Origin of the sequence: Vibrio hangzhouensis, from assembly GCF_900107935.1 — a bacterium.
Lineage (GTDB): Bacteria > Pseudomonadota > Gammaproteobacteria > Enterobacterales > Vibrionaceae > Vibrio > Vibrio hangzhouensis.
Genome location: NZ_FNVG01000040.1, coordinates 1 through 25,761 on the forward strand (window position 1 = coordinate 1; position 25,761 = coordinate 25,761).

Below are 25,761 nucleotides of genomic sequence, written 5' to 3' on the forward strand. Positions count from 1 at the left end.
CATTACTCACCCGTCCGCCGCTCGACGCCGTTAACGTCACCCGAAGGGTCAGTTAACTCGTTTCCGCTCGACTTGCATGTGTTAGGCCTGCCGCCAGCGTTCAATCTGAGCCATGATCAAACTCTTCAATTTAAGATTTTGTCGGCTCAATGAATACTGACTTCAAAACTACTAATGTAATTTTAAAGCTATTATCGTTCCAACAGAACGATAATGAATTGACTGTGCCAAGTCTTACGACTTGAATTGGTCACTCAGTTCATTGAAACCAAATTTGATTCCGAAGAATCTAATTTTGATTATCATCAACGAGTGCCCACACAGATTGATAGGTCTATATTTTTAAAGAACATTTCTTCGAGAGGCTAAACTTTCGTTTTTAAGCCTTTCGGCTTTTCTCTCGAAGTGGGCGGCCATTTTAACTAGATAACTTGTCGTGTCAACCACTTTTTTCAAATTATTTTCGTTAAGGCTTTTGCCCTCCAGACCTTTCAGGCTCTTGCTTTGCTGCCTTGCCGTCTGGTGGTGCGCATTATAGGGAGAATCCAAACAGGCGCAACCCCTTTTTTAATATTTTTTAGAAAAAACGTTCTTTTGCTGAAAATGTCATCAGAAAAGCAAAAGGAGAGTATAAAAACTCTCCTTTTAACCACAAATTGCTAACAATTAGATAAATGCGTAGGCATCAGCAAACATATGATCTGACTTCGCTTGCTTGTTTTGGGTGAACTGCTCACGAGCAGCACCAGCCATTTCAAAACGTCCTGCTATATAGATATCGAAATCCGCCAGAGATTCAAAGTCCTCACTGACCGCTTGCAATACATTACCTTTTTTACCTGTCCATTGTGGCACAGCGTCTTCAATAACTGGAATAAACTCGATGTGTGCGTGGGCGGCAGCGATTTCCACTAACTCCTGTTTGGCATATAGCTGAGCCTCATCACGTCCACCCCAGTACAAATAGATAGGTTGCTCTATACTTTGGCTGATGCAATGGTCGAGTATTGAACGAACATAGCTAAAACCTGTGCCACCTGCTATCAGCAGAATCGAGCGCTGACTGTCTTCACGAATCCAAGCTTCACCATGTGGCGCATCAATAGTGATATCACCACCATTCGCCAGGGCCTGTTTCATCGACTCGACGACCTCTATCGCGTAAGCATTGTGCTCTGCCGCGCCGATGTGTAACTCGATTTCACCTTCATGGCGACACGGACTGCTAGCAATAGAAAATGGACGCTTATCAGCTTCCCCCATTACTACCATTAAATACTGGCCAGCTTTGAAACTCACTGGTTGTTCTGGGTGCAGCAATATCTGATAGGTGTTCGCTGCTAAAGGCTCAATGGACTTTACTTTACATTTAATCGTCATGTTTTATCTCTTTTATTCTTCCTCAAGATTGATCACCAAATCACTCTTGGGATATGCAAGACAGGAAAACATCCAGCCTTGCTGCTTTTCTTTCTCAGTGAGCATCGGCTCAAGATCGTATTCGACCTCTCCGGACTCAATACGACACAAACAAGAAGCACACGCTCCAACTCTGCAGCGATGAGGAAAAGCCAGATTCTGGTTGAGCGCAGCATCTAGCACAGTTTGTCCCTCTTCCACTGTAAATTCTATGTTCTGAGGTTTAAGCGTTACTCTTAAAATCATAGGATATCGAGTTGCTTCCAAATACGATCAATCTTGGCGACAAGTTCAGGATCCTTTTTGATTGGTACCCCCCACTCGCGCGTTACTTCGTTCTCAAGCTTATTGGTGGCATCCAGATAAGCTCGTGAGCCCTCATCTGTCATCAAGAGTGTGTCACGAGCGGGATCCATTCTAGTGGTAATCGCCCAAATCACATCGTTCCAGTCTCTCACATTGACGTCTTGGTCACATGCCACCATGAACTTACAGTCAAAGTAGGATGCCAGGAAGGTATTCACGCCTTTCATTGTCTCGACCGCCTGTCCCGCTGTTTGTTTATTCATCGACAGCAGCACCATTCGAGTTGTACCTGTTCCAGGTGCAACATACAAGTCATCCACTTCAGAATATCGCTCTGTTACCTCCTTCCTTAATAAGGCTTCATCCCAACTATTCGAAGGTTTGATAGCGCTCTCATGCTGATATCTGCCAGCGTCCAGCGCCAACTCAGCTTCCCACTTGATGGTTGCGTCCAACCCCATTTTCGAACCCAGTCCCACCACCGGAGACGCAAAATCCAGCGAATCTATCGGCGTGCTCTCTATCATCAGCGTATCGCGACCTGGCACCATATGGTCATTCATCGCCTGAGTGACTTGCTGCCAGTCGCGGCCATCGACACTCTCGTCACAAACGATGACGAACTTCGTGTACATAAACTGGCGCAAAAACGACCAGACGCCCATCATGACTCTTTTGGCATGGCCTGGATACTGCTTCTTGATCGTGACCACTGCCATACGGTAAGAACAGCCTTCCGGCGGCAAATAAAAATCTTCTATCTCCGGAAACTGCTTTTGCAGTATCGGGACAAACACCTCATTCAACGAAACCCCCAACACCGCCGGTTCATCAGGTGGCCTTCCGGTATAGGTACTGTGATAAATGGGGTTTTCACGCATTGTGATATGCGTAATGGTAAACACGTGGTGTTTTTCCACTTCGTTGTAGTAGCCGGTATGATCGCCATAAGGACCTTCATCTGCGAATTCGCTAGGGTCAATGTAGCCCTCTAATACGATTTCCGCGCTGGCTGGTACCTCCAATTCATTACTGATAGATTTCACCACCTCAGTGCGTTCGCCACGTAACAGCCCGGCAAACGCATATTCAGATAACGTATCCGGTACCGGCGTCACTGCACCAAGGATGGTTGCCGGGTCCGCGCCAAACGCGACAGAAACTGGAAAACGCTCCCCTGGATGGGTTTCCATCCAGTCTCGTAGATCCAAGGCCCCACCACGATGCGCGAGCCAGCGCATAATAATTTTATTTTTGGCAATTTTCTGTTGGCGATAAATCCCCAGATTCTGACGCTTCTTGTTTGGGCCTTTGGTCACCGTTAATCCCCAGGTCATCAAAGGTGCTACATCGTCAGGCCAGCAACTCATTACCGGAACCTTATCCAGATCAACGTCGTCACCCTGCCATATCACTTCCTGACAACGGGCTTTACGCAGCCTTTTCGCAGGCATATGCAGTACTTTTTTGAACAACGGGATCTTGTTGATGGCATCTTTAAATCCACGTGGTGGCTCTGGCTCTTTGAGATAAGCCAACAGCTTACCGACTTCTCTAAGCTCAGACACTTGCGCTCGCCCCATGCCCATCGCGACCCGTTCGGGTGTCCCGAATAAGTTCGTCAACACGGGAATATCATATCCAATCGGGTTTTCGAACAGCAGCGCCGGACCACCAGCACGCAACGTGCGATCGCTGATTTCCGTCATCTCGTAGTCTGGGTCTACCGGGTGAGAGATACGCTTGAGCAGCCCCTGGTTTTCCAAGTGCTGAATAAAATCTCGTAAATCCTTGTAATTCATAGGGGTAACATCGCCTTGAAAGATGTTCGTATTATATACGTAAACCCATCAATGAGTGAAATTCAGACTCGAATGGTGAGCTGCATCATTCGAGCTGACTAGTTGGACAAGGCTTGTAGAATCAGAGAGCTTTTGACCTGTCGGTTACTTGACACCACATCACGCACCCAACCATCATGACCATTTTGAGCTAACTGGCTGGCAACGAAGCTGGCATCATCAACTCTGGTCATTCTTGTGACCAGAAACGCTTTTACCTCTTCCGGCAATGGGTTGAAACGTGCCAGCTCAACGATGGCTTGTTCCTTAAGGCTAGGATTTCGAGTTGCCAACATAATTTGCTGTTGAGCAAACGGCGTTTTGAGCGTCGCCAAACGCTCTAGCTCCGACTGACTGTGATAATCGGCCCTCATTTTCCATAGTAATTCATACAACTTTGTGTCTTGATTGACTTGTGCCATCCTGACCAGTACACGTGTGGATGGCAACCACTCGGTGATCGTGGTTTTAGTGAGTTGGTGAGTCAGATAAGTATTGGCTTCCGGGGATAAACTATCAAACTCCTTAACCAACAAATCTTCACGGATCTGAATTTCGTAATCGCTCCCTTCAGACAGCCAATCTCTTAGCACTAACTGTTCTTGTTCTACCTGTAGAATAAACTCTATCGTTTTTTGGTCACTGTGCCAGCGCTTCATTAGTCGGGCAGAAATGGCAGGGTAATTAAAGGCAGGAACGGTGAACTCATAACCATCACCACGCTCTAACATGGTATACGTCGGCGGCAACGATTTTTGACTCTTCACGAATATCGCCATCTTTGAAGTAAGGATCAGCGCTTGCTGCTCCATTTCATGTAGCAATAAGAACCTCGCCACCTCCTGCTGAGGCAGAGCCAGCCTGTTCAAGGCAAATTTCAGTTCGTCGGTGTCATCGCTGAGAACCAGCGCCATGTATTCATCGACTTTTTGTTGAATCAGCGGACTTTCTAGCCAATGATTCACTTCGTCTCGCGTCATCTCCTTCGACGCCAGTGCAAACGGTGACAGCAGCACTGTAATAGAGAGGAGAATTGACGCTAGCCATCCTTGTAGCATATTAACCTCCTGTTAACATACTCACTATTGTGCGCCGTATCGAAGTTAAGTGCAAATAAAAACGCCACCCATAAGGGTGGCGTTCAAATTCTTAGATTAGCTGTCAGTCGCGATTACTGACGACGCATCGCATCAAAGAACTCATCGTTGGTCTTAGTCATTGCTAGCTTATCGATAAGGAACTCCATTGCATCTGTCTCGCCCATAGGGTGAACAATCTTGCGCAGAATCCACATTTTCTGTAGCTCATCCGACTTAGTCAGTAGCTCTTCACGACGTGTACCTGAACGGTTGAAATCAATCGCAGGGAAAACACGCTTCTCAGCAATCTTACGGTTTAGGTGCAGTTCCATATTACCTGTACCTTTAAACTCTTCGTAGATAACTTCATCCATCTTAGAGCCCGTATCAACCAGTGCTGTTGCAATGATCGTCAGGCTTCCGCCTTCTTCTACATTACGAGCCGCGCCGAAGAAACGCTTAGGACGATGCAGTGCGTTAGCATCAACACCACCAGTAAGGACCTTACCAGAAGAAGGGACTACCGTGTTGTATGCACGCGCCAGACGAGTAATAGAGTCAAGCAAGATAACCACATCTTTCTTGTGTTCAACCAGACGCTTAGCTTTCTCAATCACCATCTCCGCAACCTGTACGTGGCGAGAAGCTGGCTCATCAAATGTAGAGGCAACCACCTCACCTTTGACCAGACGCTGCATTTCGGTTACTTCTTCTGGACGTTCGTCAATCAGAAGAACCATCAGTTCGCACTCAGGGTGATTGTAAGCAATGCTCTGTGCAATGTTCTGAAGCAGCATGGTTTTACCCGCTTTTGGCGGTGCTACAATCAGACCACGCTGACCTTTACCGATAGGAGACGCAAGATCCAGTACACGAGCCGTAATGTCTTCTGTTGAGCCATTACCACGCTCCATTGTCATACGCTCGTTAGCGTGCAACGGCGTCAAGTTCTCAAATAGGATCTTGTTACGTGCGTTATCCGGCTTGTCGTCATTAACAGTGTTGACTTTCAGAAGGGCAAAGTAACGCTCACCGTCTTTCGGTGGACGAATTTTACCAGCAATAGAGTCACCGGTACGCAGGTTGAATCGACGAATCTGGCTTGGAGAAACGTAGATATCGTCTGGACCTGCTAGGTACGAACTGTCTGCACTGCGCAGGAAACCAAAACCATCTTGAAGAATCTCTAAGACCCCGTCACCAAAGATATCTTCACCACTTTTCGCATGGGCTTTTAAGATGGCGAAAATGATGTCTTGCTTACGCAGACGAGCTAAGTTTTCCAGACCAAGAGATTCGCCAAGTTTAACGAGCTCAGAAACAGGTCTGTTCTTCAATTCTGTTAAGTTCATTGTGGTGGATGTTTGTTTAGTCAAAATAGGATCTGTTTTGTTGTTAAGAAGGATTTGGTCTCAGGATCGACCAAGAAGTGAACACTTGTTTATTTAACGTGCGATAAATTATCACTAAAAAAGAGTCTAGTCTAGCTTTGAAAAAAACAAAACCGTGTATTTGTTAAGATACACGGTTTTCGTTACTTTTCATTATAGATTTGCGTCCAGGAACTCTTTCAACTGAGTTTTTGATAGTGCACCAACCTTGGTTGCTGCGACACTGCCATCTTTGAAAAGAAGTAGCGTTGGGATACCACGAATACCAAATTTAGGTGGAGTACCTGCATTTTGATCGATGTTTAATTTACCGATAGTGAGTTTGCCTTCGTACTCATCTGCGATTTCATCGAGGATAGGGGCAATCATTTTACAAGGACCACACCACTCCGCCCAGAAGTCAACAAGAACCGGGCCTGCAGCGTTAATTACGTCAGTTTCAAAACCGTCATCCGTCAGCTGCAAAATCTTTTCACTCATCTTTCACTCCGATATTTTTTGTATTGATGAGATAATCACCAACAATTAGATCTCCTATTGGAATGTATTTACCTTCGTATTGCAAGCTTAAGCTGATATTCTATAGCAATGAAAAAGACGCATATCACAGAGCAAAAGTTCGCCGATTTGGATTTGCACCCCCAAATCATTGAAGGATTGGAAAAAAAAGGGTTCGATTATTGTACCCCAATCCAAGCCTTGGCGTTGCCGGTATTGCTCGCCGGCCGAGATATTGCAGGACAGGCCCAAACCGGGACTGGGAAAACGCTCGCGTTTCTGACTGCTACCTTTAACCACCTGTTGACGACGCCTGAACATGAAGGCCGCAAAGCAACTCAGCCGCGCGCCATTATCATGGCACCAACGCGCGAGCTTGCTATTCAGATCCACAATGACGCGAAACCGCTCATTGAAAGCACGGGTTTGAAAACAGCATTAGCTTATGGCGGTGACAGCTATGACAAGCAACTTGCTAAACTTGAGCAAGGTGTCGATATCCTTATTGGTACCTGTGGTCGTATTATCGATTTCTACAAGCAGCGTGTCTTCAACCTCAACAACATTCAGGCCGTAGTGCTAGATGAAGCCGATCGCATGTTCGATCTTGGCTTTATTAAAGACATTCGCTTCTTGTTCCGTCGTATGCCGGAGCCGAAAGATCGTCTGAATATGTTGTTCTCTGCCACTCTCTCCTACCGAGTACAAGAACTGGCATTCGAACATATGCACAATCCTGAACATGTCGTCGTCGAACCGGAACAGAAAACCGGTCACCGCATCCAGGAAGAACTGTTCTACCCATCGAACAACGAAAAGATGGCACTGCTGCAAACACTGGTCGAAGAAGAATGGCCAGATCGCGCGATTATCTTTGCCAATACCAAGCACAAATGTGAAAAGGTATGGGGACATCTGGCGGCTGACGGCCACCGTGTTGGCCTACTGACTGGTGACGTCCCTCAGAAAAAGCGTGAGAAGATCCTAGAGCAGTTTACGCGAGGCGATGTGGATATCTTGGTTGCAACCGATGTCGCAGCACGAGGCCTGCATATTCCTCAGGTCACTCATGTGTACAACTACGACTTACCGGATGACTGCGAAGATTACGTTCACCGCATCGGTCGTACCGGACGCGCGGGGGCCAGTGGCCACTCCATCAGCTTTGCGTGCGAAGAATACGCTATCAACCTGCCAGCCATTGAAGAATATATTGAGCACTCCATTCCAGTGTCCGATTATGACTCTAGCGCTCTGCTGACAGACTTACCTGCACCGCTGGTTCTGAAGAGCCGCAATTCAGGTTCGCGTCGCACCAATACCGGCGGTTCCAGACCCTCAAACAGAAAGCCTCAGAGAAGGCCAAGAGCGCAAAAATCTTAACAGGAAGTAAGCAGTATTTATGAGTCTCGCAGTGAATTCTTCGCCACTCTACGCTGCCATTGATCTCGGCTCCAACAGCTTTCATATGTTGGTGGTGCGTCATATCGATGGCAGCATTCAGACAATGGCTAAAATTAAGCGCAAGGTGCGCCTAGCCGCAGGCCTTGATCAGGAGATGGCCCTGAGCCAGGAAGCGATGCAACGTGGATGGGAGTGTTTAAGTCTGTTTGCAGAACGACTACAGGACATTCCCGAAGAGAACATTCGTATCGTCGGCACCGCGACCTTAAGAACCGCAACCAATGTGGATGTGTTTCTTAAAAAGGCCAATGCGATCCTTGGTTATCCGATTCAGGTGATTTCAGGCGAAGAAGAAGCTGCCACCATATATAAAGGGGTGGCTCATACTTCAGGCGGCACTGGTCGCCGCTTGGTGGTCGATATCGGCGGAGCCAGTACGGAGCTGATCATTGGTGAAGGCTTTGAACCCAAAGCACTCACTAGCCTGAAAATGGGCTGTGTCACCTGGCTGGAACGCTACTTTAAAGATCGCCAGCTCAATAAGGTTAACTTTGAGCGCGCGATTGAGGGCGCAAAACAAACTCTCGCCCCTATTTTGCACCACTATCAAACCATTGGCTGGGATGTGTGCGTGGGCGCGAGCGGCACGGTACAGGCCCTGCAGGAAATCATGTTGGCACAGGGCATGGATGAAGTGATCACTCACGCCAAACTCAAACGTCTGCAAAAGCAGGCGATGCAAGCCGACCACCTGGAAGAGCTGGATATCGATGGACTGACCCTCGAACGAGCCTTGGTATTCCCAAGTGGCTTATCGATTCTTATCGCTATTTTTGAGCTGCTGAAGATTGACTCAATGACTCTGGCCGGTGGAGCCTTGCGTGAAGGTATGGTCTATGACATGGTCAAAGAGCTGCAGCAAGACGATATCCGGGCCCGCACCATCAATAGTGTTCAGTCACGCTGTCAACTAGATGTGGAATATGGTGAGCAAGTGGCAGCCACTGCCACACAACTACTGAAGCAATGTGGGGGCACACAGTGGGTGGAAGAGCCTCAGGCACAAGCCTTACTGGAATCCGCATCCAAGTTGCATGAAATTGGCCTGACTCTAGATTTCAAAAAGGCCGGAGAACATAGTGCGTACTTACTTCAAAATCTGGATTTACCCGGATTCACCCGAGCACAAAAACACCTTTTGGCCGAGTTGGTTCGACGTTATAAAGACCAGTTAAGTGCCCTGCCTTCACAGCATGCATTATCGACACAAAGTGCCGAACGCGTGTTGCGACTGTTGCGCCTGGCCGTGATCATCACTCATCGACGCCAGCGTGAGCTGCAGCCAAACGTCTCAGTGGCGTGTGAGGGCAACATGCTGACGTTGTCGATTGATGAAAAGTGGCTGAAAGGCAATCCGTTGTCCGCAGCCGAACTGGAAATCGAATCCAATCGTCAGTCAGACATGGGCTGGCCACTGACCATACATGCCATCTAGCTCGCACGGAAGTGCTGATAAAAAAAATCCCGAACTGAGTTCGGGATTTTTTATGCTTAAAATGAGTTCTACGCTTTAACGCCAGCGACATTAATGCCTGGATTCACGGCAGTTAGCTTCTTCACCAAGAAGTTCAGTAACACACCGTACATTGGTACAAACAGACCCAGACTTATCACCAGCTTAAAGCCATAGTCAACCAGGGCGATTTCCGTCCAGTGTTCTGCCATAAATGGATCAGGACTCTGGTAAAACGCAATAGCAAAAAATGCCAGGGTATCCAGCGCATTACCAAACAGCGTCGAACAGGTTGGTGCGACCCACCACTGTTTCATCTGACGTAAGCGATTGAAAACATGCACGTCCAGAATCTGACCCAAGAGATAAGCCATAAAACTTGCCACAGCGATACGGGCAACAAATAAATTGAACTCTCCAAGCTGGCCTAATCCCTGAAACTGCCCTTCAAAGAACAACACCGATAGCCCGTAGGATACCGCCAGTGCCGGAAGCATTACCAAGAAAATGATCTTACGTGCCAGACCAGCACCAAAAATCCGTACCGTTAAGTCAGTAGCCAGGAAAATAAACGGGAACGTGAAGGCACCCCAGGTGGTATGAAAGCCAAATATGGTAAATGGCAATTGGACCAGATAGTTACTGGATGCAATGATCACCAGGTGGAACAGAACAAGAAATATCAGCGCTTTGCGCTGTTGCGCAGAAGAAAATGGGTTCATATTGTACCTTTTTCGTTTTGCTTGGGGTTGAGGGAACCCAAGTTGAGGCAATGCCTCCAGTTAATCGTTACATGGTTTTGCCACTGCTCGTGTGGTCACTCGCGGCAGCGGCGGGCGATTATACATTAATCAAATAGATGCGCAATAGGTGAGCGAATAGCAAACGTTTTACCGCTCAGTGACTCAAAATCCGCGTCGAAATACAGTCGCGAGGAAGTCAAACTCTTCTCTGCTAGCAGCAATATCCAGCGCTTCAAACCACATGGACTCACTGTAATGCTCCCCTTTAAGCAGCATCCTGCAGCCTTCGAAGTCCACCAGCCAGGTATGAAGATCGGCATCCCATTGCTTCTCTACTACCGTAACTGAGAGTTGTCGCAGCAATAAGGTCGCCAGTGCATCGAAGCTGTCAAAATCAAAAGCAGGCGTGACGATAAGCAGCTTACCTTCGTCAGCCAGGTATTCGCGTAAACCAAAATCAGCCATGACTTGTCAAATGCTCCTGTATCAGATCCAGGAAAGGATCGGCGTATTTCTCTAACTTGCGCTCACCAACCCCATTGACCGCTAGCATCTCACCATAAGACGTCGGCAAAATTTCAGCCATGTCAATCAGAGTCGCATCACTAAATACCACGTAAGGCGGCAGTCCATCTTCATCGGCAATGGATTTGCGCAGCTTACGTAACTTGGCAAACAGTTTCTTATCGTAATGCTTGGATGCCAGCTTGTCTGCTTTCGCGCTGCGAGCCGCTGTGTCGAGGCGCGGCACCGCCAGCTCCAGAGTCGTCTCCCCTCTCAATAGCGGGCGAGCCTCTTCGGTCAACTGTAATGTTGAATTACGGGTGATGTTTTGGTTCAACAGCCCTTTGTGAATCAGCTGCCTGAAAATACTGACCCAATAGTCATGGCTATGATCACGTCCAATACCGTAAGTGGTCAGTTTGTCATGCCCGTGCTCTCGAATACGGATGTTTGACATACCACGTAATACCTCAACGACGTAACTGATACCAAAGCTCTGATTAACCCGATAGACACAAGACAAGGCCTTCTGAGCCTCTTCCGTGGCATCAAAGTGTTTAGGTGGATCGAGACAAATATCGCAATTACCACAAGGCTTATCACGATATTCACCAAAATAGTTGAGCAGTACTTGTCGACGACACGTCTGCGCTTCCGCAAAGGCACTCATGGCATTGAGCTTGTGGCTCTCCACCTGCTTTTGGGGCCCTTCAGCCTTTTCATCCAGCATGCGACGCAGCCAACCAATATCGGCGGGGTCGTAAAGCATCATCGCTTCCGCTGGCAAACCATCACGGCCAGCTCGACCGGTTTCCTGATAATAAGACTCAACGTTGCGTGGAATGTCGAAGTGCGCCACAAATCGAACGTTAGGCTTATTGATACCCATACCAAAAGCAACCGTCGCCACAACCACCTGAATATCGTCTCGTTGAAACGCATCCTGCACATACGCACGCTCATCCGCATCCATACCTGCATGATACCCCGCTGCCCGAACATGGTTGGCGCACAGTTTTTCTGTCAGCATTTCGACTTTCTTACGACTGCCGCAGTAAATGATGCCGCTTCCACCTTTGTTCTCACCGAGAAAACGAACGATCTGAGAAACCGGTTTATGTTTCTCCACTAAGGTATAACGAATGTTAGGACGATCAAAACTGCCTAAATACTCGTGAGGTTGATGCAGGTTCAACCTATGAATGATGTCTTTGCGTGTGGCATCGTCCGCTGTGGCGGTCAACGCAATCACAGGGGCGAACGGAAATAGCTCTTTGAGACGACCCAGCGCCGCATATTCGGGTCTGAAATCGTGGCCCCACTGTGAGATACAATGAGCTTCATCGACCGCAATCATCGACAGTTCAATCTGTTCCAGGCGCTCGATAAAATCATGCATCAGGACTCGCTCGGGGGATACGTATACCAGTTTGAGCTGACCCGAATTCATCCGTCGGTAAATGTCAATCAGGGTTTCTTTCGACTGAGTTGAATTTATGCATTCGGCGGCAACACCGTCGGCTTTCAGCTGATCCACCTGGTCTTTCATCAGAGAAATCAGAGGGGAAATCACCAGAGTCACCCCAGAACGCACTAATGCCGGGATTTGATAGCATAAGGACTTACCACCTCCCGTTGGCATGATGACTAAGCCATCATTGCCAGCTATCGCATTGTCGATAACTTCTTGCTGACCCGGTCGAAATTGTTGATAACCAAATACGGACTCTAGAATAGACTGCGAACTGGGTTGAGTCTCAGATTGTTCAGCAACGAGTACAGCAGTCATGCATTATCCTGATGAAAGTCATTAATGGGTCGAAAGCGCTACATTGTAGAGGTGTTCCCGGGGGAAAGAAACTCATATTGACCGTCAAAGACAATAAAAAAGCATCACTGATCGCGCAATAAATAGTCCAACCGATCACAACAGGTTATACTGGCAGGCTTTGCTCCCCCTAAAGGCCTGCACGGCCGTTCTTGAGAAAATTTGCATGTCAGTAGAAGAACAACAAAAAGCCAAACAAGGCGTATTATTGGCCATTGGTGCTTACACCATGTGGGGTATCGCCCCTATTTATTTCAAAGCACTGGGTGGTGTCTCACCTCTGGAAATTCTGAGCCATCGCGTGATCTGGTCGTTCTTCTTACTTGCGGCTCTGTTGCATTTCGGTCGCCGCTGGCGCAATGTGCGCGATGTCTTCAAATCCAAAAAGAAACTGGGTTATCTGCTGACAACCGCACTGCTGGTTGGGGTGAATTGGCTAATCTTCATCTGGGCGGTGAACGCAAACCATATGCTGGATGCCAGTCTGGGTTACTACATCAACCCGCTGATCAATGTGATTCTGGGTATGCTGTTTCTTGGGGAACGGCTGCGCAAGCTACAATGGTTTGCGGTCGCTCTGGCAACGATAGGCGTACTGATTCAGCTTATTGCGTTTGGCTCAGTTCCGGTTGTGGCGCTTGCGCTGGCGATGAGTTTTGGTCTCTATGGACTGCTGCGCAAAAAAGTCAGCTTGGATGCGCAAACCGGATTGTTTATCGAAACTCTGGTGCTGTTGCCCGCGGCCGTTATCTATGTGCTGGCTATCGCCAGTAGCCCAACCTCAAACATGTTTGACAACCCAGCCACTCTGAACCTGCTGTTGATCTCGGCCGGTATCGTCACAACGCTGCCTTTGCTGTGTTTTACTGGCGCCGCAACCCGACTCAAACTGTCGACATTGGGCTTTTTCCAGTACATCGGCCCGAGTCTGATGTTCATGCTGGCGGTATTGGTGTACGGTGAACCCTTCACTATGGATAAGGCACTGACGTTCGGATTTATCTGGGGCGCACTGGTTGTCTTCAGCTTTGATGGTCTGAAGACCAATCGTGCCAACAAAAAGCGCTAGCTTTTCCGAGGGTGTCTGATTTTTACAAGACACCTTCTTACCCACCCTCCTATACTGGAGCCATGTTATTAATCTAAGGAGATCATTGTGGAACAGATAGATTACCTGTCGTCACCGATCCCCGATATTAATCTCATCAGTGGTTCGTACAAGAAGTTTGCGTTTCAGAAGCACTACCATCTCGACTATCACTTTGGATTGATCGTCAAAGGCCAGCAACAGTTTCAGCTCAAGGGCGCCTCGTATATCAGCGGTCCGGGAGATTTGGTTCTGATGCCACCCGATGAGTTGCACGATGGCCAGGCCCGAACCGCAGAAGGTTATGAGGTCAAAGTACTCACCGTCTCAGCTTCCTGGCTGACTCAGTTTGCAATGAACCATCGTAATAGCGGCCTTGGCTTTCATTCACCCGTGGTGAGAGAGCCTGAACTATTTAATGCGATGCTAAACACGCACAAGGTCCTGAGTAATCACAATGTGAGCGCTCTTACCCGAGACTGCTTACCTTATGACAGCTTCCAGCATCTACTGGAACGACACGGCAGATGCTTATCACCCTGCGTTAATGCGATTGGCACTAAGTCTCTGGCATTGTTGCGAGAGTACATGGTGGCACACTTAGATCAACCCATCCGCCTGGAGCAACTCGCAACATTGTGTGGACTCAGTGCCCGGCAGTTTCATCGCCAGTTCAAGCAAGCCACTGGCATGTCGCCTCATGCCTGGCTGACCAGGCTGAGACTTGAAAAAAGTATGGAGCTGGTGAAAACGGGAAAGCCAGCCGTTCAAGTTGCGTTGCAAACCGGTTTTTACGATCAAGCCCACTTTAGTAAATCGTTTCGCAGCGTTTTTGGCGTTTCTCCTTCAACCATCAATTAGCAACACTCAACTAGTATTACTATGAACGAATTGACCATTCTAATGACGTTGGCGACCGTGCACTTTGTCGCCCTTATGAGCCCAGGCCCTGACTTTGCCTTAGTGGTACAAAATGCCACTCGCTTTGGTCGCCAGACTGGCTTCTACATTGCGCTCGGTCTCTCCTTTGGCATATTGCTGCATTCCATTCTCAGCCTGACAGGCGTGAGCTATGTGGTACATCAACACCCGGCACTGTTTGCTCTGGTTCAAGTCGCCGGAGGCAGTTACTTGCTGTATTTAGGATTGGGCGCATTACGCTCCGTGTTCAGCCGTTGGTCTCTGCGCCAGCAGCCTAGCACTCTGGCGGACGATCCCAGTTTACTGCTAAGCAGTCGCAGACAAGCCTTCTCCCGCGGCTTCACCACCAACATACTCAATCCAAAGGCGCTGGTATTTTTTGTCAGCCTGATGTCCAGTCTGGTGCCTTCGACCATGTCAGTGCCCGGAAAGCTGTCTGCTCTGGCGATACTGTGGAGTCTATCTCTGGCCTGGTTCTCGTTTTTAGCCTGGGCACTGTCCACAAAACGCATGCAACGCAAACTTAACTCGGCATCGGTCTATATCGATGCGCTGTGTGGACTGCTGTTTTCCGGCATTGGAGCAACAATTCTAATTCAGGTACTCAGTGCCTTGTAATACCCCGTTGCGCTATTCGACATTGCTCGTGTAAGAGATCTCTCACAAAGCGGTAGGTCATTATCGCTTTGTATGCCCCGACTTTGCCCCAAACTCAACCTAACACACTGATTTTAATGGACTCTACTATTTTCTCATTGATGAGATTGGCGATTTTTGCCAATTAGGTCGATTGTTCTCTGGAGAGTATCGTTTAATATTAACCATGTCGGAAGGATACTGACACGGAACAGGAAACGCTCACGGATTTGGGCATCTTCAGGAAGAAGATACGGTTATTCAGGATGAATGATCGGCATGGACAGCAAATTGGACATTGAATGGACGCAATAGTGACTAGGATGGTTGCTACTAAGGAAAGACAATGGACACCTCTGGATGAGGCAAGGACTTAACATCAGGATGATGTCAGGGACACCGCTCAGGGAACAAGTGAAGTGCGCTAACGAGGATTGTTAGCAGATCAGGATAAGATCATTAGGACACCGCTAGGAAGGCGACGAAAGGACTAAGCTGACGGATTACAGCACACTATCATGGATTAGATGCATGGAGCACTTTTAGTAGCCGGATTGCTGCGAGTAAGACTATAACCCCGATGGGCGCAAGCCCTCGGGGTTTTTCTTTTGTTTGAATTCAACAAATAGAAATCGTAGCCACAAAAAAGCAGCCAGAGCTGCTTTTTATGCTTCTGGATCATCGGTAACCTAAAGCTGCTCCAGCTTCGCATATTGGGTCACGAGCCACTTAATACCTTCACCATTGAAAGCCACCTGAACACGGCTTTGCGGACCACTGCCTTCGAAGTTAATGATGGTTCCTTCACCAAACTTCGGATGTTTAACCCGTGCTCCTAAATTGAAACCGGTCTCGTTGAAGTTATTCTTCACCTCTGCCTGACTGAACCGCCCGGCACTGGCGGGACGACTCACCTGCGCTTTCATTCGCACTTCCTGAAGGCATGATTCCGGCAACTCTCGAATAAAGCGTGAAGGCTTGTGGTATTTGTCCTGGCCGTAGAGGCGGCGCATTTCTGCATAGGTAATGTGCAGCTTTTCCATTGCCCGGGTCATGCCAACGTAACACAGACGACGCTCTTCTTCTAAGCGACCCGCTTCTTCTGCCGACATCTGACTCGGGAACATGCCTTCTTCCACGCCCACCATAAACACCATCGGAAATTCCAGACCTTTGGCACTGTGAAGTGTCATTAACTGAACTGCGTCATCAAATTCATCCGCCTGCCCTTCGCCTGCCTCCAGAGCGGCATGCGTCAGGAACGCTGTCAGCAAGGTCATGTCTTCTGCTTCTTCCGGCTTTTCAAACTGACGAGTTGCTGTTACCAACTCCTCCAGGTTTTCAATTCGCGCCTTAGACTTCTCGCCTTTCTCTTGTTCGTACATTGCAAACAGGCCTGATGTTTTAATCACATGGTCGGTCTGTTCATGCAGCGGGGACTCAAACGTATCGTCTTCCAGTGCATTGATGAGTTCGATAAAGCGGGACAAGGCTCCCGCCGCTCTTCCTGCCAGTACTTTCTCTTCAAGCAGTGCTACGCCAGCCTCCCACAAGGTGGCACCGCGGTCACGAGCGGCAAAGCGGATCGTATCCAGAGTTTTATCACCAAGGCCACGGGTTGGCGTATTGACGATACGTTCAAATGCCGCATCGTCGTTACGGTTGGCGATCAGTCGCAGATAACCGAGTGCATCTTTGATTTCCTGACGTTCGAAGAATCGCATGCCACCATAAATGCGGTACGGAAGCTGAGCCTGAATCAGCGCTTCCTCGAGCACACGCGATTGGGCGTTGTTTCGGTAAAGCATCGCACAATCGGTTAAGATGCCCCCCTTATCCTGCCACTCCTTGATTTTATTCACGGCAAAACGCGCTTCATCCAGTTCGTTGTAGGCGGAATACACCGAGATTTTGTCACCTTCACTTCCGTCGGTCCAAAGCTCCTTACCCATGCGCTCAGTATTATTGGCGATAAGCTCATTGGCCGCTTCCAGAATGGTCTTGGTAGAACGATAATTCTGTTCCAGGCGGATCGTTTTAGCCCCCAGGTATTCATTAAGGAACTTTTGGATATTTTCAACTTTGGCCCCGCGCCAGCCATAAATTGACTGGTCATCATCACCGACAATCATGACCTTACATTCTGGCCCCGTCATCATTCTGAGCCAGGCGTACTGGATGTTGTTAGTATCTTGAAATTCGTCCACCAGAATATGCTTAAATCTAGCCTGATAGTGTTCCCGAATATACTGGTTGTCACGCAGCAATTCGTGTGCGCGCAGCAGAATTTCAGCAAAGTCCACCAGTCCGGCACGATCACACGCTTCCTGATATGCGGTGTAAATTTGTAGGTACGTCTTGGTGATGGGGTCTTGATAACTATCTATGTGCTGAGGCCTGAGCCCTTCATCTTTTTTACCATTAATCCACCAGGCAGCCTGACGAGCTGGCCACTGCTTCTCATCCAGATTTTGTGCTTTGATCAGTCTCTTCAACAAGCGCTGCTGATCGTCCGAGTCGAGAATCTGAAAATCTTCAGGCAGTCTGGCATCCAGATAGTGAGCACGTAAGATACGATGACAAATGCCATGGAAGGTCCCATTCCACATGCCTGACGCGCTCCCCATCATCAGCTCTTCAATTCGACCACGCATTTCTGCCGCCGCTTTGTTGGTAAAGGTCACCGACATGATAGAAAATGGCGAAGCGTTTTCCACCGACATAAGCCAAGCAATGCGGTGTACCAAAACGCGTGTTTTGCCACTGCCTGCCCCTGCCAAAACGAGCATATGTTCAAGAGGCGCTGCGACCGCTTCGCGTTGTTTGTCATTAAGGCCGTCGAGAAGAAGAGATGGATCCATGATACTTAGCTACTGGTTATTTATACATATTGGTTGATTATAACTCAAACAGCTTGGCCATTTCAGAAAAAAAACCTTTTTTTAAAACCAAGTAAAACCGCGAAAAATCATTAAGATAGAAAATCCATTAACAAATTGGCAAAAGTTTTTTGATATTTATGAAATATTTTCGTGGCCGTTCCTCTCCTATTGAATAAGCAAGTCGCCAATCCGCACTTGTGAAAAGAAACCACAAGGATCAAGTCTCGAGGAAAGTACTATGAAAACTACCAATCTAGCTATTACCGCTGCAGTTACCGGTCTTATCGCACTTGGCGGTACCATGCTTACGGCGGCACCGGCACATGCGGCAGAGAAAGAAAAATGCTACGGCGTGGCTAAAGCGGGTAAAAATGACTGCGCAACAAAAACCAGCTCTTGTGCCGGAACCGCTAAAGAGGACAGCCAGAAAGACGCGTTTGTGGTAGTGCCTAAAGGTCTATGTGGCAAGTTAGCTGGAGGCAGTACTGAATCTTCTTAATGGGTGCCATTGACTTTAGATCAGACTAAAGCGCAGGTCACGTCATCATAAGAGCGTTACTTTACTTACTCTTCAATATGGCCGTGGCGGATACATCCGGGGGCGTTGTTAAACGCCCTTCCGTTTTCTACAGCTTACCCACAACCCCGGCCAGATCAGGGAGATCATTATGGATCGAAGCGATGCTTTTCAGTTCATTGGCGTTGGACTAAGGACGCCTCACTTAGACTACTTTGAGGCCAACGCCCATAAAATCGGCTGGCTCGAGGTGCATAGCGAAAACTACTTTCTCCCCCATTCACCCCAATACCGTCAACTACGAGCTATACGCGAGCAGGTGAACGTCAGTTGCCATGGTATAGGATTGTCTTTGGGTTCATCCACTGGTGTCTGCAGTCAACACATTGACCGTCTGAAGCGCCTCATCCATGATATAGAGCCCTGTTTGGTTTCCGACCACCTGAGTTGGAGTGAACATGGCGGCCACTATTTCAATGATCTGTTACCGTTACCCTACACGGAAGAAGCACTTTCGCTGTTTTGTCGCAATGTCTCACAGGTTCAGGATGCCATTCAGCGCCCATTACTGATTGAGAATCCGTCCAGCTACCTGCGCTTTAACCATTCGACTATCCCAGAGTGGGAATTTTTAGCGGCCGTACAACGCAGCACTGGTTGTCGCTTGCTGCTGGATCTCAACAATATTCATGTCTCTTGTTTCAACCATAGCTATGACGCGCAACAGTATTTGGCGGCGATCGATCCAGCCACAGTGGATGAAATCCATTTAGCTGGCTTTACCCGCAAACGACTAGAACAAGGCGAAATATGGATCGATACTCACAGCGCTCCCGTCAGTGACGAAGTTTGGCACCTGTATCAACAGTGGCTGAGCAAGCACGGCCCGGTAGCGACGCTGATTGAGTGGGATCTAGATATACCTGCCCCAGAAGTCTTATTACAAGAAGCCAATACGGCAAAAGAGATTCTGCTCGACCACGCCACTTGCTTTGAACCAAAGAGAGCTTAGTGATGATGAGCTTAAATCAATTACAGTCACAATTCGCCCTGGCGCTGCGCTACCAAGGGCCAGCCGACAATTGCAACATCAATAGTGACCATTTTTCTGCCGATGAAAGAATGCAGATCTATCGCAATAACTTTGTGATCAGTCTTAGCGAGGTGCTTGAGGCTTGTTATCCGATCACAATGAAACTAGTCGGTGAGGAATGTTTCCAGGCGATGGCCAGACAACATATCACCGAGCAACCACCAGAATCTGGCAATGTAATGACCTATGGTGAAGGGTTTATTGAAACTGTCAGTCAACTCGACAATATTGTTAGCGTGGTTCCTTATCTCACTGATGTGATGGCACTTGAGTGGCTGGTTGATGATTTAAACCGTTCTTCAGAGTCTGCTATCGGTGTTTCTCTGGAACCCCTGATTAATATGGAACGTGTCGCCGATGTATTGCATGGCAATCTGGTGTTTCATGTGAAACCACAAGTACATATTATTGAGTCAGAATATGCGATAGCCAGTCTGTTCCACGCCATACACCAAGGGAATATCGACAATCTCAATATCCATCAGCCCGAGATTGTACTGGTCGCCAAAACCACCCCGGGCTCTCCTGTGATTTACACTCTCTTCGCGACTGAGTATGAATTATTGCGTGAACTTCAGTTGCAAAAACCGTTAAAACTGATTGAGTCGTCGCTTCTCACAGGACTGGCAAAGTTATTTGAACTGGAAATACTGGCGGGATTTACTTTACTGCACGAAGACGATGTAAGGAGTAGCGTATGAAAGCGAAAATAAAAAATTGGTTGGCCATGTATGACAATCTGATTGATACCTTACAGAAAGGATTCGTCCCCTTACTACTTTTGTTTTGTCGCCTCTGGGTCGCATGGGTGTTCTTTAATTCGGGACTTACGAAAATTGCTTCTTGGGACAGCACCCTTTACTTGTTTGAACTCGAGTATCAGGTTCCGCTACTTCCTTGGGAGCTTGCTGCCTATTTAGGAACGGGGACTGAACTGGTGTTACCGCTCTTTATTGCTCTTGGGCTGGTGACTCGCCCTATGGCTGTTGTACTGTTTGTCTTCAATATCATCGCTGTTATTTCATATCCGGTACTTTGGGACACAGGCTTTTATGACCACCAACTTTGGGGGTTAATGATATTAATCGTCATGGTTTGGGGACCCGGTCCAATTTCGGCAGATAAACTGGTTCGATCGCAATTCAAGTAATCAAAAAAAACCCCGCCTGATTTAAGCGGGGTTTAACAGATTTGCGTTTTTTACTTACTTGCCAAAAACTCTTTTAATTCTTCAGCGGAAATGCCTTGTTCGGCCAACTCTTTTGCTAAAGACTCGACTTGTTCGCCTTTTCTCGACTCAATGACTTTCTGAAATTGATAAACAATATCTCTCAGCATGTGAATTGGCACTTGCTTTGCCGCACTGCGAATTCTCTCTTCGCTTTGATTGCCTAATTCATTAAGCAATTTGCCAAACATGATTTTTTCTGGAGACTCTTCCATCTGCTCAAGAATGCGAGCCATTTCGTATGTAGTCAAAGACATTACAGCGCTAATCCAGTAATTAATTAATAAGGTATGTTTAGAGCTAAATATACACCCGTTTCTTCAATTGGAAAACAAAATCGTTTTTAATTTAGCCTATTTTTAACACCTGATGCCAGCCCTTGCCAACATTAGAACGCAATATAAATAGAGCAGGCAACACTAACCACATATGCAGAGCTATCATATACGGTGCATCCAGACCGATACGCTGCATGATCCCGACCAGCAATCCTGCCCCACTCATCTGAAACAACCCAAGCAACGCGGCGGCAGTACCCGCCTTATCTCCAAATGGCGCTAGCGCTTTACCCGCCGCCGCGCCAAGAATGAGAGCAAAGCCTATCGATGACATGACCACTGGAATCATAAATGACTCCGGCGTATTCATATTGGCTCCCAAAACCATCATAGATCCGGCAATGAGCAGACTCACAATGCCCAGTTGTAAAGTAAGATGCGTACCCACTCTATCCATGATCTTTGGTGCCAGCATACAGGCAGCAATATTAAACACGGCATTGAGGCCAAACCAGAAAGTAAATGCATTCATTGATAAGCCCATTTGTTCCATGAGAACAACCGGAGCAGAGGTGACATAAGCCAAAATTACCGCCATGGCCAATAGACACAACGACGCGTGAAACACAAACGTTGGCGTCTTTAGCACCTGAATGTAACGCGAAAGCGCAAAATAGCGCTGTCCAGTTTGAGTGGGGTTAGTCTCGCGCATATTGAATATCACTAGAGAACCGACAAACAGAGCAAAGCCAGCCATGAAACTGAAGTTGGCTCTCCATCCATACTGCTGGGTTAAATAGCTGCCAAGTATTGGCGCCAAAGCCGGGATAAAGCAGATTGCACCATTAAGATAACTGATCACTTTTCCGCTACGCTCTGGCCCATACATGTCGCGAACGGTTGCAAAGGCTGCTACAGATGTCGCGCACGCACCTAAGCCTTGTAGCAACCTTGCAGTAAGCATCCACTCAATAGACTGAGCCGCCCACGCCAAGCAAGCACTCAATCCGTAAATAGCAATACCGCCAAGGGCAACCGTTCGACGTCCTAGTTTATCTGCAAGAGGCCCGGCGAACAGTTGACCAACACCCATTGCAAACAGGAACCAGGTAATCGTATCCTGCGCTCGGGTGTGTGCCACATCAAACGCAGATGAAATCTGAGTCAGAGCAGGCAGATAGATGTCGATAGCCAGTGGGCTAAAGAACACCAGAAAAACGAGCGCCGCAACTTGGACTTTAGAAGGTGGGGTGTGCAACGGTTTAGCCTCTATAAATAAGAATCTTGATCGAAATGTGAGCCAATTTTAATCACTATGTGATATGAACAGAAATGGTTTATAATCATTAGTATTATTCCATTGGGGAATTTCTCACCGTGAATCTGGAAAAGTTAAGTCGCATCGATCTCAACTTACTACTCTGTTTCAGTGTGCTGTTGGAAGAGTGTAACGTCACTCGCGCTGCCAACCGCCTCTGTTTGAGCCAATCTGCCGTCAGTAAGTCTCTGTCCAAGCTTCGCAGTTTATTCGATGATCCATTGTTCACCAGACATGCTCATGGTCTGTCACCAACCCCTAGGGCATTACAGCTCAAGCCCAAACTGGATGCGTTGATGACCCACATGCAGTCGATCACCGCCCCACCCGAGTTCTCACCCACCACCAGTGAATATCGTTTTCATATCGCTGCTGTCGAGAGTGTGTATCCGCTGATTATGCCCCATTTTCTACCCGCTATTTTCAGTCAGGGACCCAATTTGAGTATCAGTACGCATGCATGGAATGAGATGACATTTGAACGCATGCAGAAAGGTGAACTCGATCTGGGCATTACCGGTAAAGATATCGACATACGGGATGCGATGAGAACGATGTATCCTCCGTCCGATATACAGGAGCTGGAGGTCTATCGCGATAACCAGATGTGTCTAGTGCGCGCCAATCATCCAATACTAACGCAACCGTGGAACCTGGACACCTATTTGTCTTTGCGTCACGTCCAGGTCCGTTGCGACGGTAGCGATCGCTGGCTACTGGATTACAAACTCTCAGATATGGGGCGGGAACGTGACATCGCTATTACCGTGCCCGACTTCAACAACGCGGCAGCGTTATGCAGTTACACCGATTTTGTATTTACCGCACCCAAACATTTTGTCCATCTCGTGGCGGAGCAAATGGGTCTGACGGTTCTGCCCTTGCCACTTGAGTTTCCGCCGATGGCCTATACCTTGTTCTGGCATAAAGACCGGAACCGCGACCCCGCACTCAACTGGCTGATCGATATTATCCGCCAGAAAACACTGCACCTACGCTGACACACGTCGCCCTCACCGTTAGGAGGGATATATGAATAGGCTTCTTTCATCGCGTAGAATGGATTGTATCTCGCAGTCAAAAGCGATAGCTTATAGGGCAAATAATAGCTAGGTGACAACCGTCGCCACGATAAAGGAATAACAGATGCAGGAACAAATTTCACGCCGAGTCGAGTTGATTCAAGCTTGGCTCGCCGATAATGAGCTTGATGCGTTTATTGTTGCTCACGAAGATGAATATTTGGGCGAGTACGTGCCAGAACACAATGAACGCTTGCACTGGTTAACTCAATTCACAGGCTCTGCCGGGGCGGCGGTCATCACCCGTCAGTCGGCCGCTATTTTTGTAGATGGCCGTTATACGGTCCAGGTGAGAAAGCAGGTTCCCGCGGGCACATTTGAGTATTGCCACCTCATCGAACAACCGCCTATAGCCTGGGCGAAGAACACTCTTGAACCTGGTTCTCGAATCGGCGTCGACCCACGCATGCATCGTGGCAGTTGGTTTCAACATGCCCTTGAGCAGCTAGGCAGCAATTTTGAATTGATTGCAACTGACATCAACCCCGTTGATCTGTTCTGGAGCGACCGACCTGCCCCTCAATTGAGCCAGCTCATGCTCATGTCACTTGACAAGGTCGGCCAGTCAAGCGCGGATAAACGCAGTCTGTTAGGTGCCGAACTGGCGAAATCCGGCGCTGATGCTGCCATCATCACCGAGCTGGATTCCATTTGTTGGCTACTCAATGTTCGTGGCTTGGATGTATCTCGTTTACCAGTCCTGCTCTCGCACGCCATCCTCTACTCTGACGGTACGACTCAGTTCTTTATTGATGAGTCTCGTATTGAAGACCGCAGTGCATTTGATACCCATGTCGGTCTGGGTGTTGATGTTTGTAACCCGGATAGTCTTGAGCATGCTCTAAAGTCTCTGTCCGGTAAGACAGTGACTCTCGATCCAGGCACGAGTAACGCATGGTTCAAACTCAAACTTACCAGTTTTGGCGCAATCTTGCTGGAAATAGCCGACCCTTGCTTGATGCCTAAGGCCGCTAAGAATGAAACTGAGATCGAAGGCATGAGGAACTGTCATGTCCGTGATGGCGCTGCAATGGTTAACTTCCTGAGCTGGTTGGATACTGAGGTTGCCAGCGGACAGCTGTATGACGAGGCATTTTTGGCCGATAAGCTTGAAGCCTTCCGCCGTGTAGATCCGTCTATTGTTGACCTTAGTTTCGACACTATCTCTGCATCAGCCGGCAACGCGGCAATGTGTCACTACAACCATGAAAACCAAGAAGTACCGGGATCCTTGCTTCAAGATACATTGTACCTTGTTGATTCAGGCGGTCAGTATATTGATGGTACGACTGACATCACTCGTACTATCGCCATTGGTACACCATCTGAAGAAATGAAGCGTCAATTTACTTTGGTGCTAAAGGGTCACATTAGTCTCGCTACAGCTCTGTTCCCGAAAGGCACCTGTGGCCACCAACTGGATGTGTTGGCACGTCAACACCTATGGGCAAATGGTTACGACTATGATCATGGTACCGGGCACGGTGTCGGTCACTTCCTGAGTGTACATGAAGGGCCACAACGTATCGCGAAAGCTGTTAACAACACCCCGCTTGTTGCAGGCATGGTGCTATCCAATGAACCTGGTTATTACCGTGCGGACGAGTTCGGCATTCGCATCGAAAACCTGGAACTAGTCGTAGACAAGGCGACAAATGGTGACAGTTCAATGCTTGGCTTTGAATCTCTGACACGATGCCCTATTGATAAGCGAAACATTGTCGCTGAGTTGCTAACTGAGACGGAAATAGCCTGGTTGAACGACTATCATCAAATAGTCTGGAATGAGGTTTCACCACTAGTAACGGGTGATGCTTTGATTTGGCTAGAGTCAGCGTGTCAGCCTTTATAAAGGCTGAGTTAAATCAGTGACCCGTCCTGATATGGGTTGACACTTTTTAGATTAAAACGCTCGATGTACTTCATCGGGCGTTTTGTATTTTAGAGCCGTGTGTGGTCTCTTTTCATTTTAGAGTCTCACTGATTCTGCAACCATTTTCCGAGCTTCACTCAAGTTACTTGGCTTGTTCAGTAAGTACTCCATTTTTAAGATCCCATTGACCCTTTCTGCTAGAGCATTTTGATAGCAGTCATAACCATCAGTCATGGAGCAGCTTACCCCATGTTTATTGTGTAGTGCTTGGTATTCTCCTGAACAATATTGGAGACCTCTGTCTGAGTGGTGGATCAGCT

Annotated in this window: 23 protein-coding genes, 1 rRNA gene and 1 pseudogene; 11 read left to right on the forward strand and 14 right to left on the reverse strand. The window is 48.0% G+C overall.

All coding sequences use genetic code 11. The annotated features are described in order from the left end of the window. The 7 genes from C4S60_RS22150 to trxA form a co-directional block, all read right to left on the reverse strand. Window positions 1-132, reverse strand: a 16S ribosomal RNA gene (locus C4S60_RS22150); the annotation flags it as partial. 534 nt (window positions 133-666) lie between these two features. After that, on the reverse strand, window positions 667-1,380 hold the full coding sequence (fre, locus tag C4S60_RS22160) for an NAD(P)H-flavin reductase (RefSeq protein WP_103882552.1): 714 nt from the start codon (window positions 1,378-1,380) through the stop codon (window positions 667-669). A 12-nt stretch (window positions 1,381-1,392) separates the two neighbouring features. Then, window positions 1,393-1,665 (reverse strand): 2Fe-2S iron-sulfur cluster-binding protein, encoded by a 273-nt coding sequence (locus C4S60_RS22165; RefSeq protein WP_103882554.1) that lies wholly within the window; start codon window positions 1,663-1,665, stop codon window positions 1,393-1,395. Beyond that, complete coding sequence (ubiD, locus tag C4S60_RS22170; RefSeq protein WP_103882556.1) at window positions 1,662-3,527, reverse strand: 4-hydroxy-3-polyprenylbenzoate decarboxylase; 1,866 nt, start codon at window positions 3,525-3,527, stop codon at window positions 1,662-1,664. The genes C4S60_RS22165 and ubiD overlap by 4 nt, the downstream gene beginning before the upstream one ends. A gap of 98 nt (window positions 3,528-3,625) precedes the next feature. Continuing rightward, window positions 3,626-4,624, reverse strand: a complete 999-nt coding sequence (locus C4S60_RS22175; RefSeq protein WP_103882557.1) for a hypothetical protein — start codon at window positions 4,622-4,624, stop codon at window positions 3,626-3,628. 113 nt (window positions 4,625-4,737) lie between these two features. After that, entirely contained in the window at window positions 4,738-5,997 is a 1,260-nt protein-coding gene (gene rho, locus C4S60_RS22180; protein WP_103882559.1) for a transcription termination factor Rho, read from the reverse strand. Window positions 5,998-6,189: 192 nt separating this feature from the next. After that, complete coding sequence (gene trxA, locus C4S60_RS22185; RefSeq protein WP_103882561.1) at window positions 6,190-6,516, reverse strand: thioredoxin TrxA; 327 nt, start codon at window positions 6,514-6,516, stop codon at window positions 6,190-6,192. 108 nt (window positions 6,517-6,624) lie between these two features. Between trxA and rhlB the strand changes: the two genes are divergently transcribed. Both rhlB and gppA read left to right on the forward strand, forming a co-directional pair. Beyond that, entirely contained in the window at window positions 6,625-7,917 is a 1,293-nt protein-coding gene (gene rhlB / locus C4S60_RS22190; RefSeq protein WP_103882563.1) for an ATP-dependent RNA helicase RhlB, read from the forward strand. Between the two features lie 19 nt (window positions 7,918-7,936). Then, the gene (gene gppA / locus C4S60_RS22195; protein WP_103882565.1) at window positions 7,937-9,433 is read left to right on the forward strand and encodes a guanosine-5'-triphosphate,3'-diphosphate diphosphatase; all 1,497 of its coding nucleotides are present in this window, start codon (window positions 7,937-7,939) and stop codon (window positions 9,431-9,433) included. 68 nt (window positions 9,434-9,501) lie between these two features. Here the strand turns inward: gppA and C4S60_RS22200 are convergent, their stop codons facing one another. The 3 genes from C4S60_RS22200 to recQ all read right to left on the reverse strand — a co-directional run bounded on the left by C4S60_RS22200 (window position 9,502) and on the right by recQ (window position 12,487). Next, entirely contained in the window at window positions 9,502-10,173 is a 672-nt protein-coding gene (locus C4S60_RS22200; RefSeq protein WP_103882567.1) for a 7-cyano-7-deazaguanine/7-aminomethyl-7-deazaguanine transporter, read from the reverse strand. Between the two features lie 183 nt (window positions 10,174-10,356). Beyond that, complete coding sequence (locus tag C4S60_RS22205) at window positions 10,357-10,659, reverse strand: DUF3630 family protein (protein WP_103882569.1); 303 nt, start codon at window positions 10,657-10,659, stop codon at window positions 10,357-10,359. After that, window positions 10,652-12,487 (reverse strand): ATP-dependent DNA helicase RecQ, encoded by a 1,836-nt coding sequence (gene recQ / locus C4S60_RS22210; RefSeq protein WP_103882571.1) that lies wholly within the window; start codon window positions 12,485-12,487, stop codon window positions 10,652-10,654. The genes C4S60_RS22205 and recQ overlap by 8 nt, the downstream gene beginning before the upstream one ends. Before the next feature lie 205 nt (window positions 12,488-12,692). On the opposite strand from recQ, the gene rarD reads away from it, so the two are divergent. The 3 genes from rarD to C4S60_RS22225 all read left to right on the forward strand — a co-directional run bounded on the left by rarD (window position 12,693) and on the right by C4S60_RS22225 (window position 15,152). Further along, the gene (gene rarD / locus C4S60_RS22215) at window positions 12,693-13,595 is read left to right on the forward strand and encodes an EamA family transporter RarD (protein ID WP_103882573.1); all 903 of its coding nucleotides are present in this window, start codon (window positions 12,693-12,695) and stop codon (window positions 13,593-13,595) included. Window positions 13,596-13,682: 87 nt separating this feature from the next. Next, window positions 13,683-14,474: an AraC family transcriptional regulator gene (locus C4S60_RS22220; protein WP_103882575.1), complete on the forward strand. Its 792-nt coding sequence runs from the start codon at window positions 13,683-13,685 to the stop codon at window positions 14,472-14,474. 21 nt (window positions 14,475-14,495) lie between these two features. Continuing rightward, window positions 14,496-15,152: a LysE family translocator gene (locus tag C4S60_RS22225; protein WP_103882577.1), complete on the forward strand. Its 657-nt coding sequence runs from the start codon at window positions 14,496-14,498 to the stop codon at window positions 15,150-15,152. Window positions 15,153-15,859: 707 nt separating this feature from the next. Here the strand turns inward: C4S60_RS22225 and uvrD are convergent. After that, on the reverse strand, window positions 15,860-18,031 hold the full coding sequence (uvrD, locus tag C4S60_RS22230; RefSeq protein ID WP_167391011.1) for a DNA helicase II: 2,172 nt from the start codon (window positions 18,029-18,031) through the stop codon (window positions 15,860-15,862). A 259-nt stretch (window positions 18,032-18,290) separates the two neighbouring features. Here uvrD and C4S60_RS22235 point away from each other — a divergent pair, with 259 nt between their 5' ends. The 4 genes from C4S60_RS22235 (at window position 18,291) to C4S60_RS22250 (ending at window position 20,812) form a co-directional block, all read left to right on the forward strand. Next, entirely contained in the window at window positions 18,291-18,551 is a 261-nt protein-coding gene (locus tag C4S60_RS22235; protein WP_103882581.1) for a BufA1 family periplasmic bufferin-type metallophore, read from the forward strand. A gap of 169 nt (window positions 18,552-18,720) precedes the next feature. Next, window positions 18,721-19,581 carry an MNIO family bufferin maturase gene (bufB, locus tag C4S60_RS22240; RefSeq protein WP_103882583.1) on the forward strand — a complete coding sequence of 287 codons (861 nt, stop codon included), beginning with the start codon at window positions 18,721-18,723 and terminating at the stop codon, window positions 19,579-19,581. A 2-nt stretch (window positions 19,582-19,583) separates the two neighbouring features. Then, a complete protein-coding gene (locus tag C4S60_RS22245; RefSeq protein WP_103882585.1) occupies window positions 19,584-20,363 on the forward strand; it encodes an HvfC/BufC N-terminal domain-containing protein in 780 nt (259 codons plus the stop codon). After that, window positions 20,360-20,812, forward strand: coding sequence for a DoxX family protein (locus C4S60_RS22250; protein WP_103882587.1), 453 nt, complete (start codon window positions 20,360-20,362; stop codon window positions 20,810-20,812). The genes C4S60_RS22245 and C4S60_RS22250 overlap by 4 nt, the downstream gene beginning before the upstream one ends. 50 nt (window positions 20,813-20,862) lie before the next feature. Here C4S60_RS22250 and tsrA read toward each other — a convergent pair whose 3' ends face one another. Beyond that, window positions 20,863-21,147 carry an H-NS-like global regulator TsrA gene (tsrA, locus tag C4S60_RS22255; RefSeq protein WP_103882588.1) on the reverse strand — a complete coding sequence of 95 codons (285 nt, stop codon included), beginning with the start codon at window positions 21,145-21,147 and terminating at the stop codon, window positions 20,863-20,865. Between the two features lie 91 nt (window positions 21,148-21,238). Beyond that, window positions 21,239-22,426, reverse strand: coding sequence for a multidrug effflux MFS transporter (locus C4S60_RS22260; RefSeq protein ID WP_103882590.1), 1,188 nt, complete (start codon window positions 22,424-22,426; stop codon window positions 21,239-21,241). 119 nt (window positions 22,427-22,545) lie between these two features. Here C4S60_RS22260 and C4S60_RS22265 point away from each other — a divergent pair, with 119 nt between their 5' ends. Next, window positions 22,546-23,487 carry a LysR family transcriptional regulator gene (locus C4S60_RS22265; RefSeq protein ID WP_103882592.1) on the forward strand — a complete coding sequence of 314 codons (942 nt, stop codon included), beginning with the start codon at window positions 22,546-22,548 and terminating at the stop codon, window positions 23,485-23,487. Window positions 23,488-23,632: 145 nt separating this feature from the next. Beyond that, complete coding sequence (locus C4S60_RS22270; protein WP_103882594.1) at window positions 23,633-25,420, forward strand: aminopeptidase P family protein; 1,788 nt, start codon at window positions 23,633-23,635, stop codon at window positions 25,418-25,420. 51 nt (window positions 25,421-25,471) lie between these two features. Here C4S60_RS22270 and C4S60_RS22275 read toward each other — a convergent pair. After that, window positions 25,472-25,761: pseudogene (locus C4S60_RS22275) on the reverse strand (transposase); the annotation flags it as partial.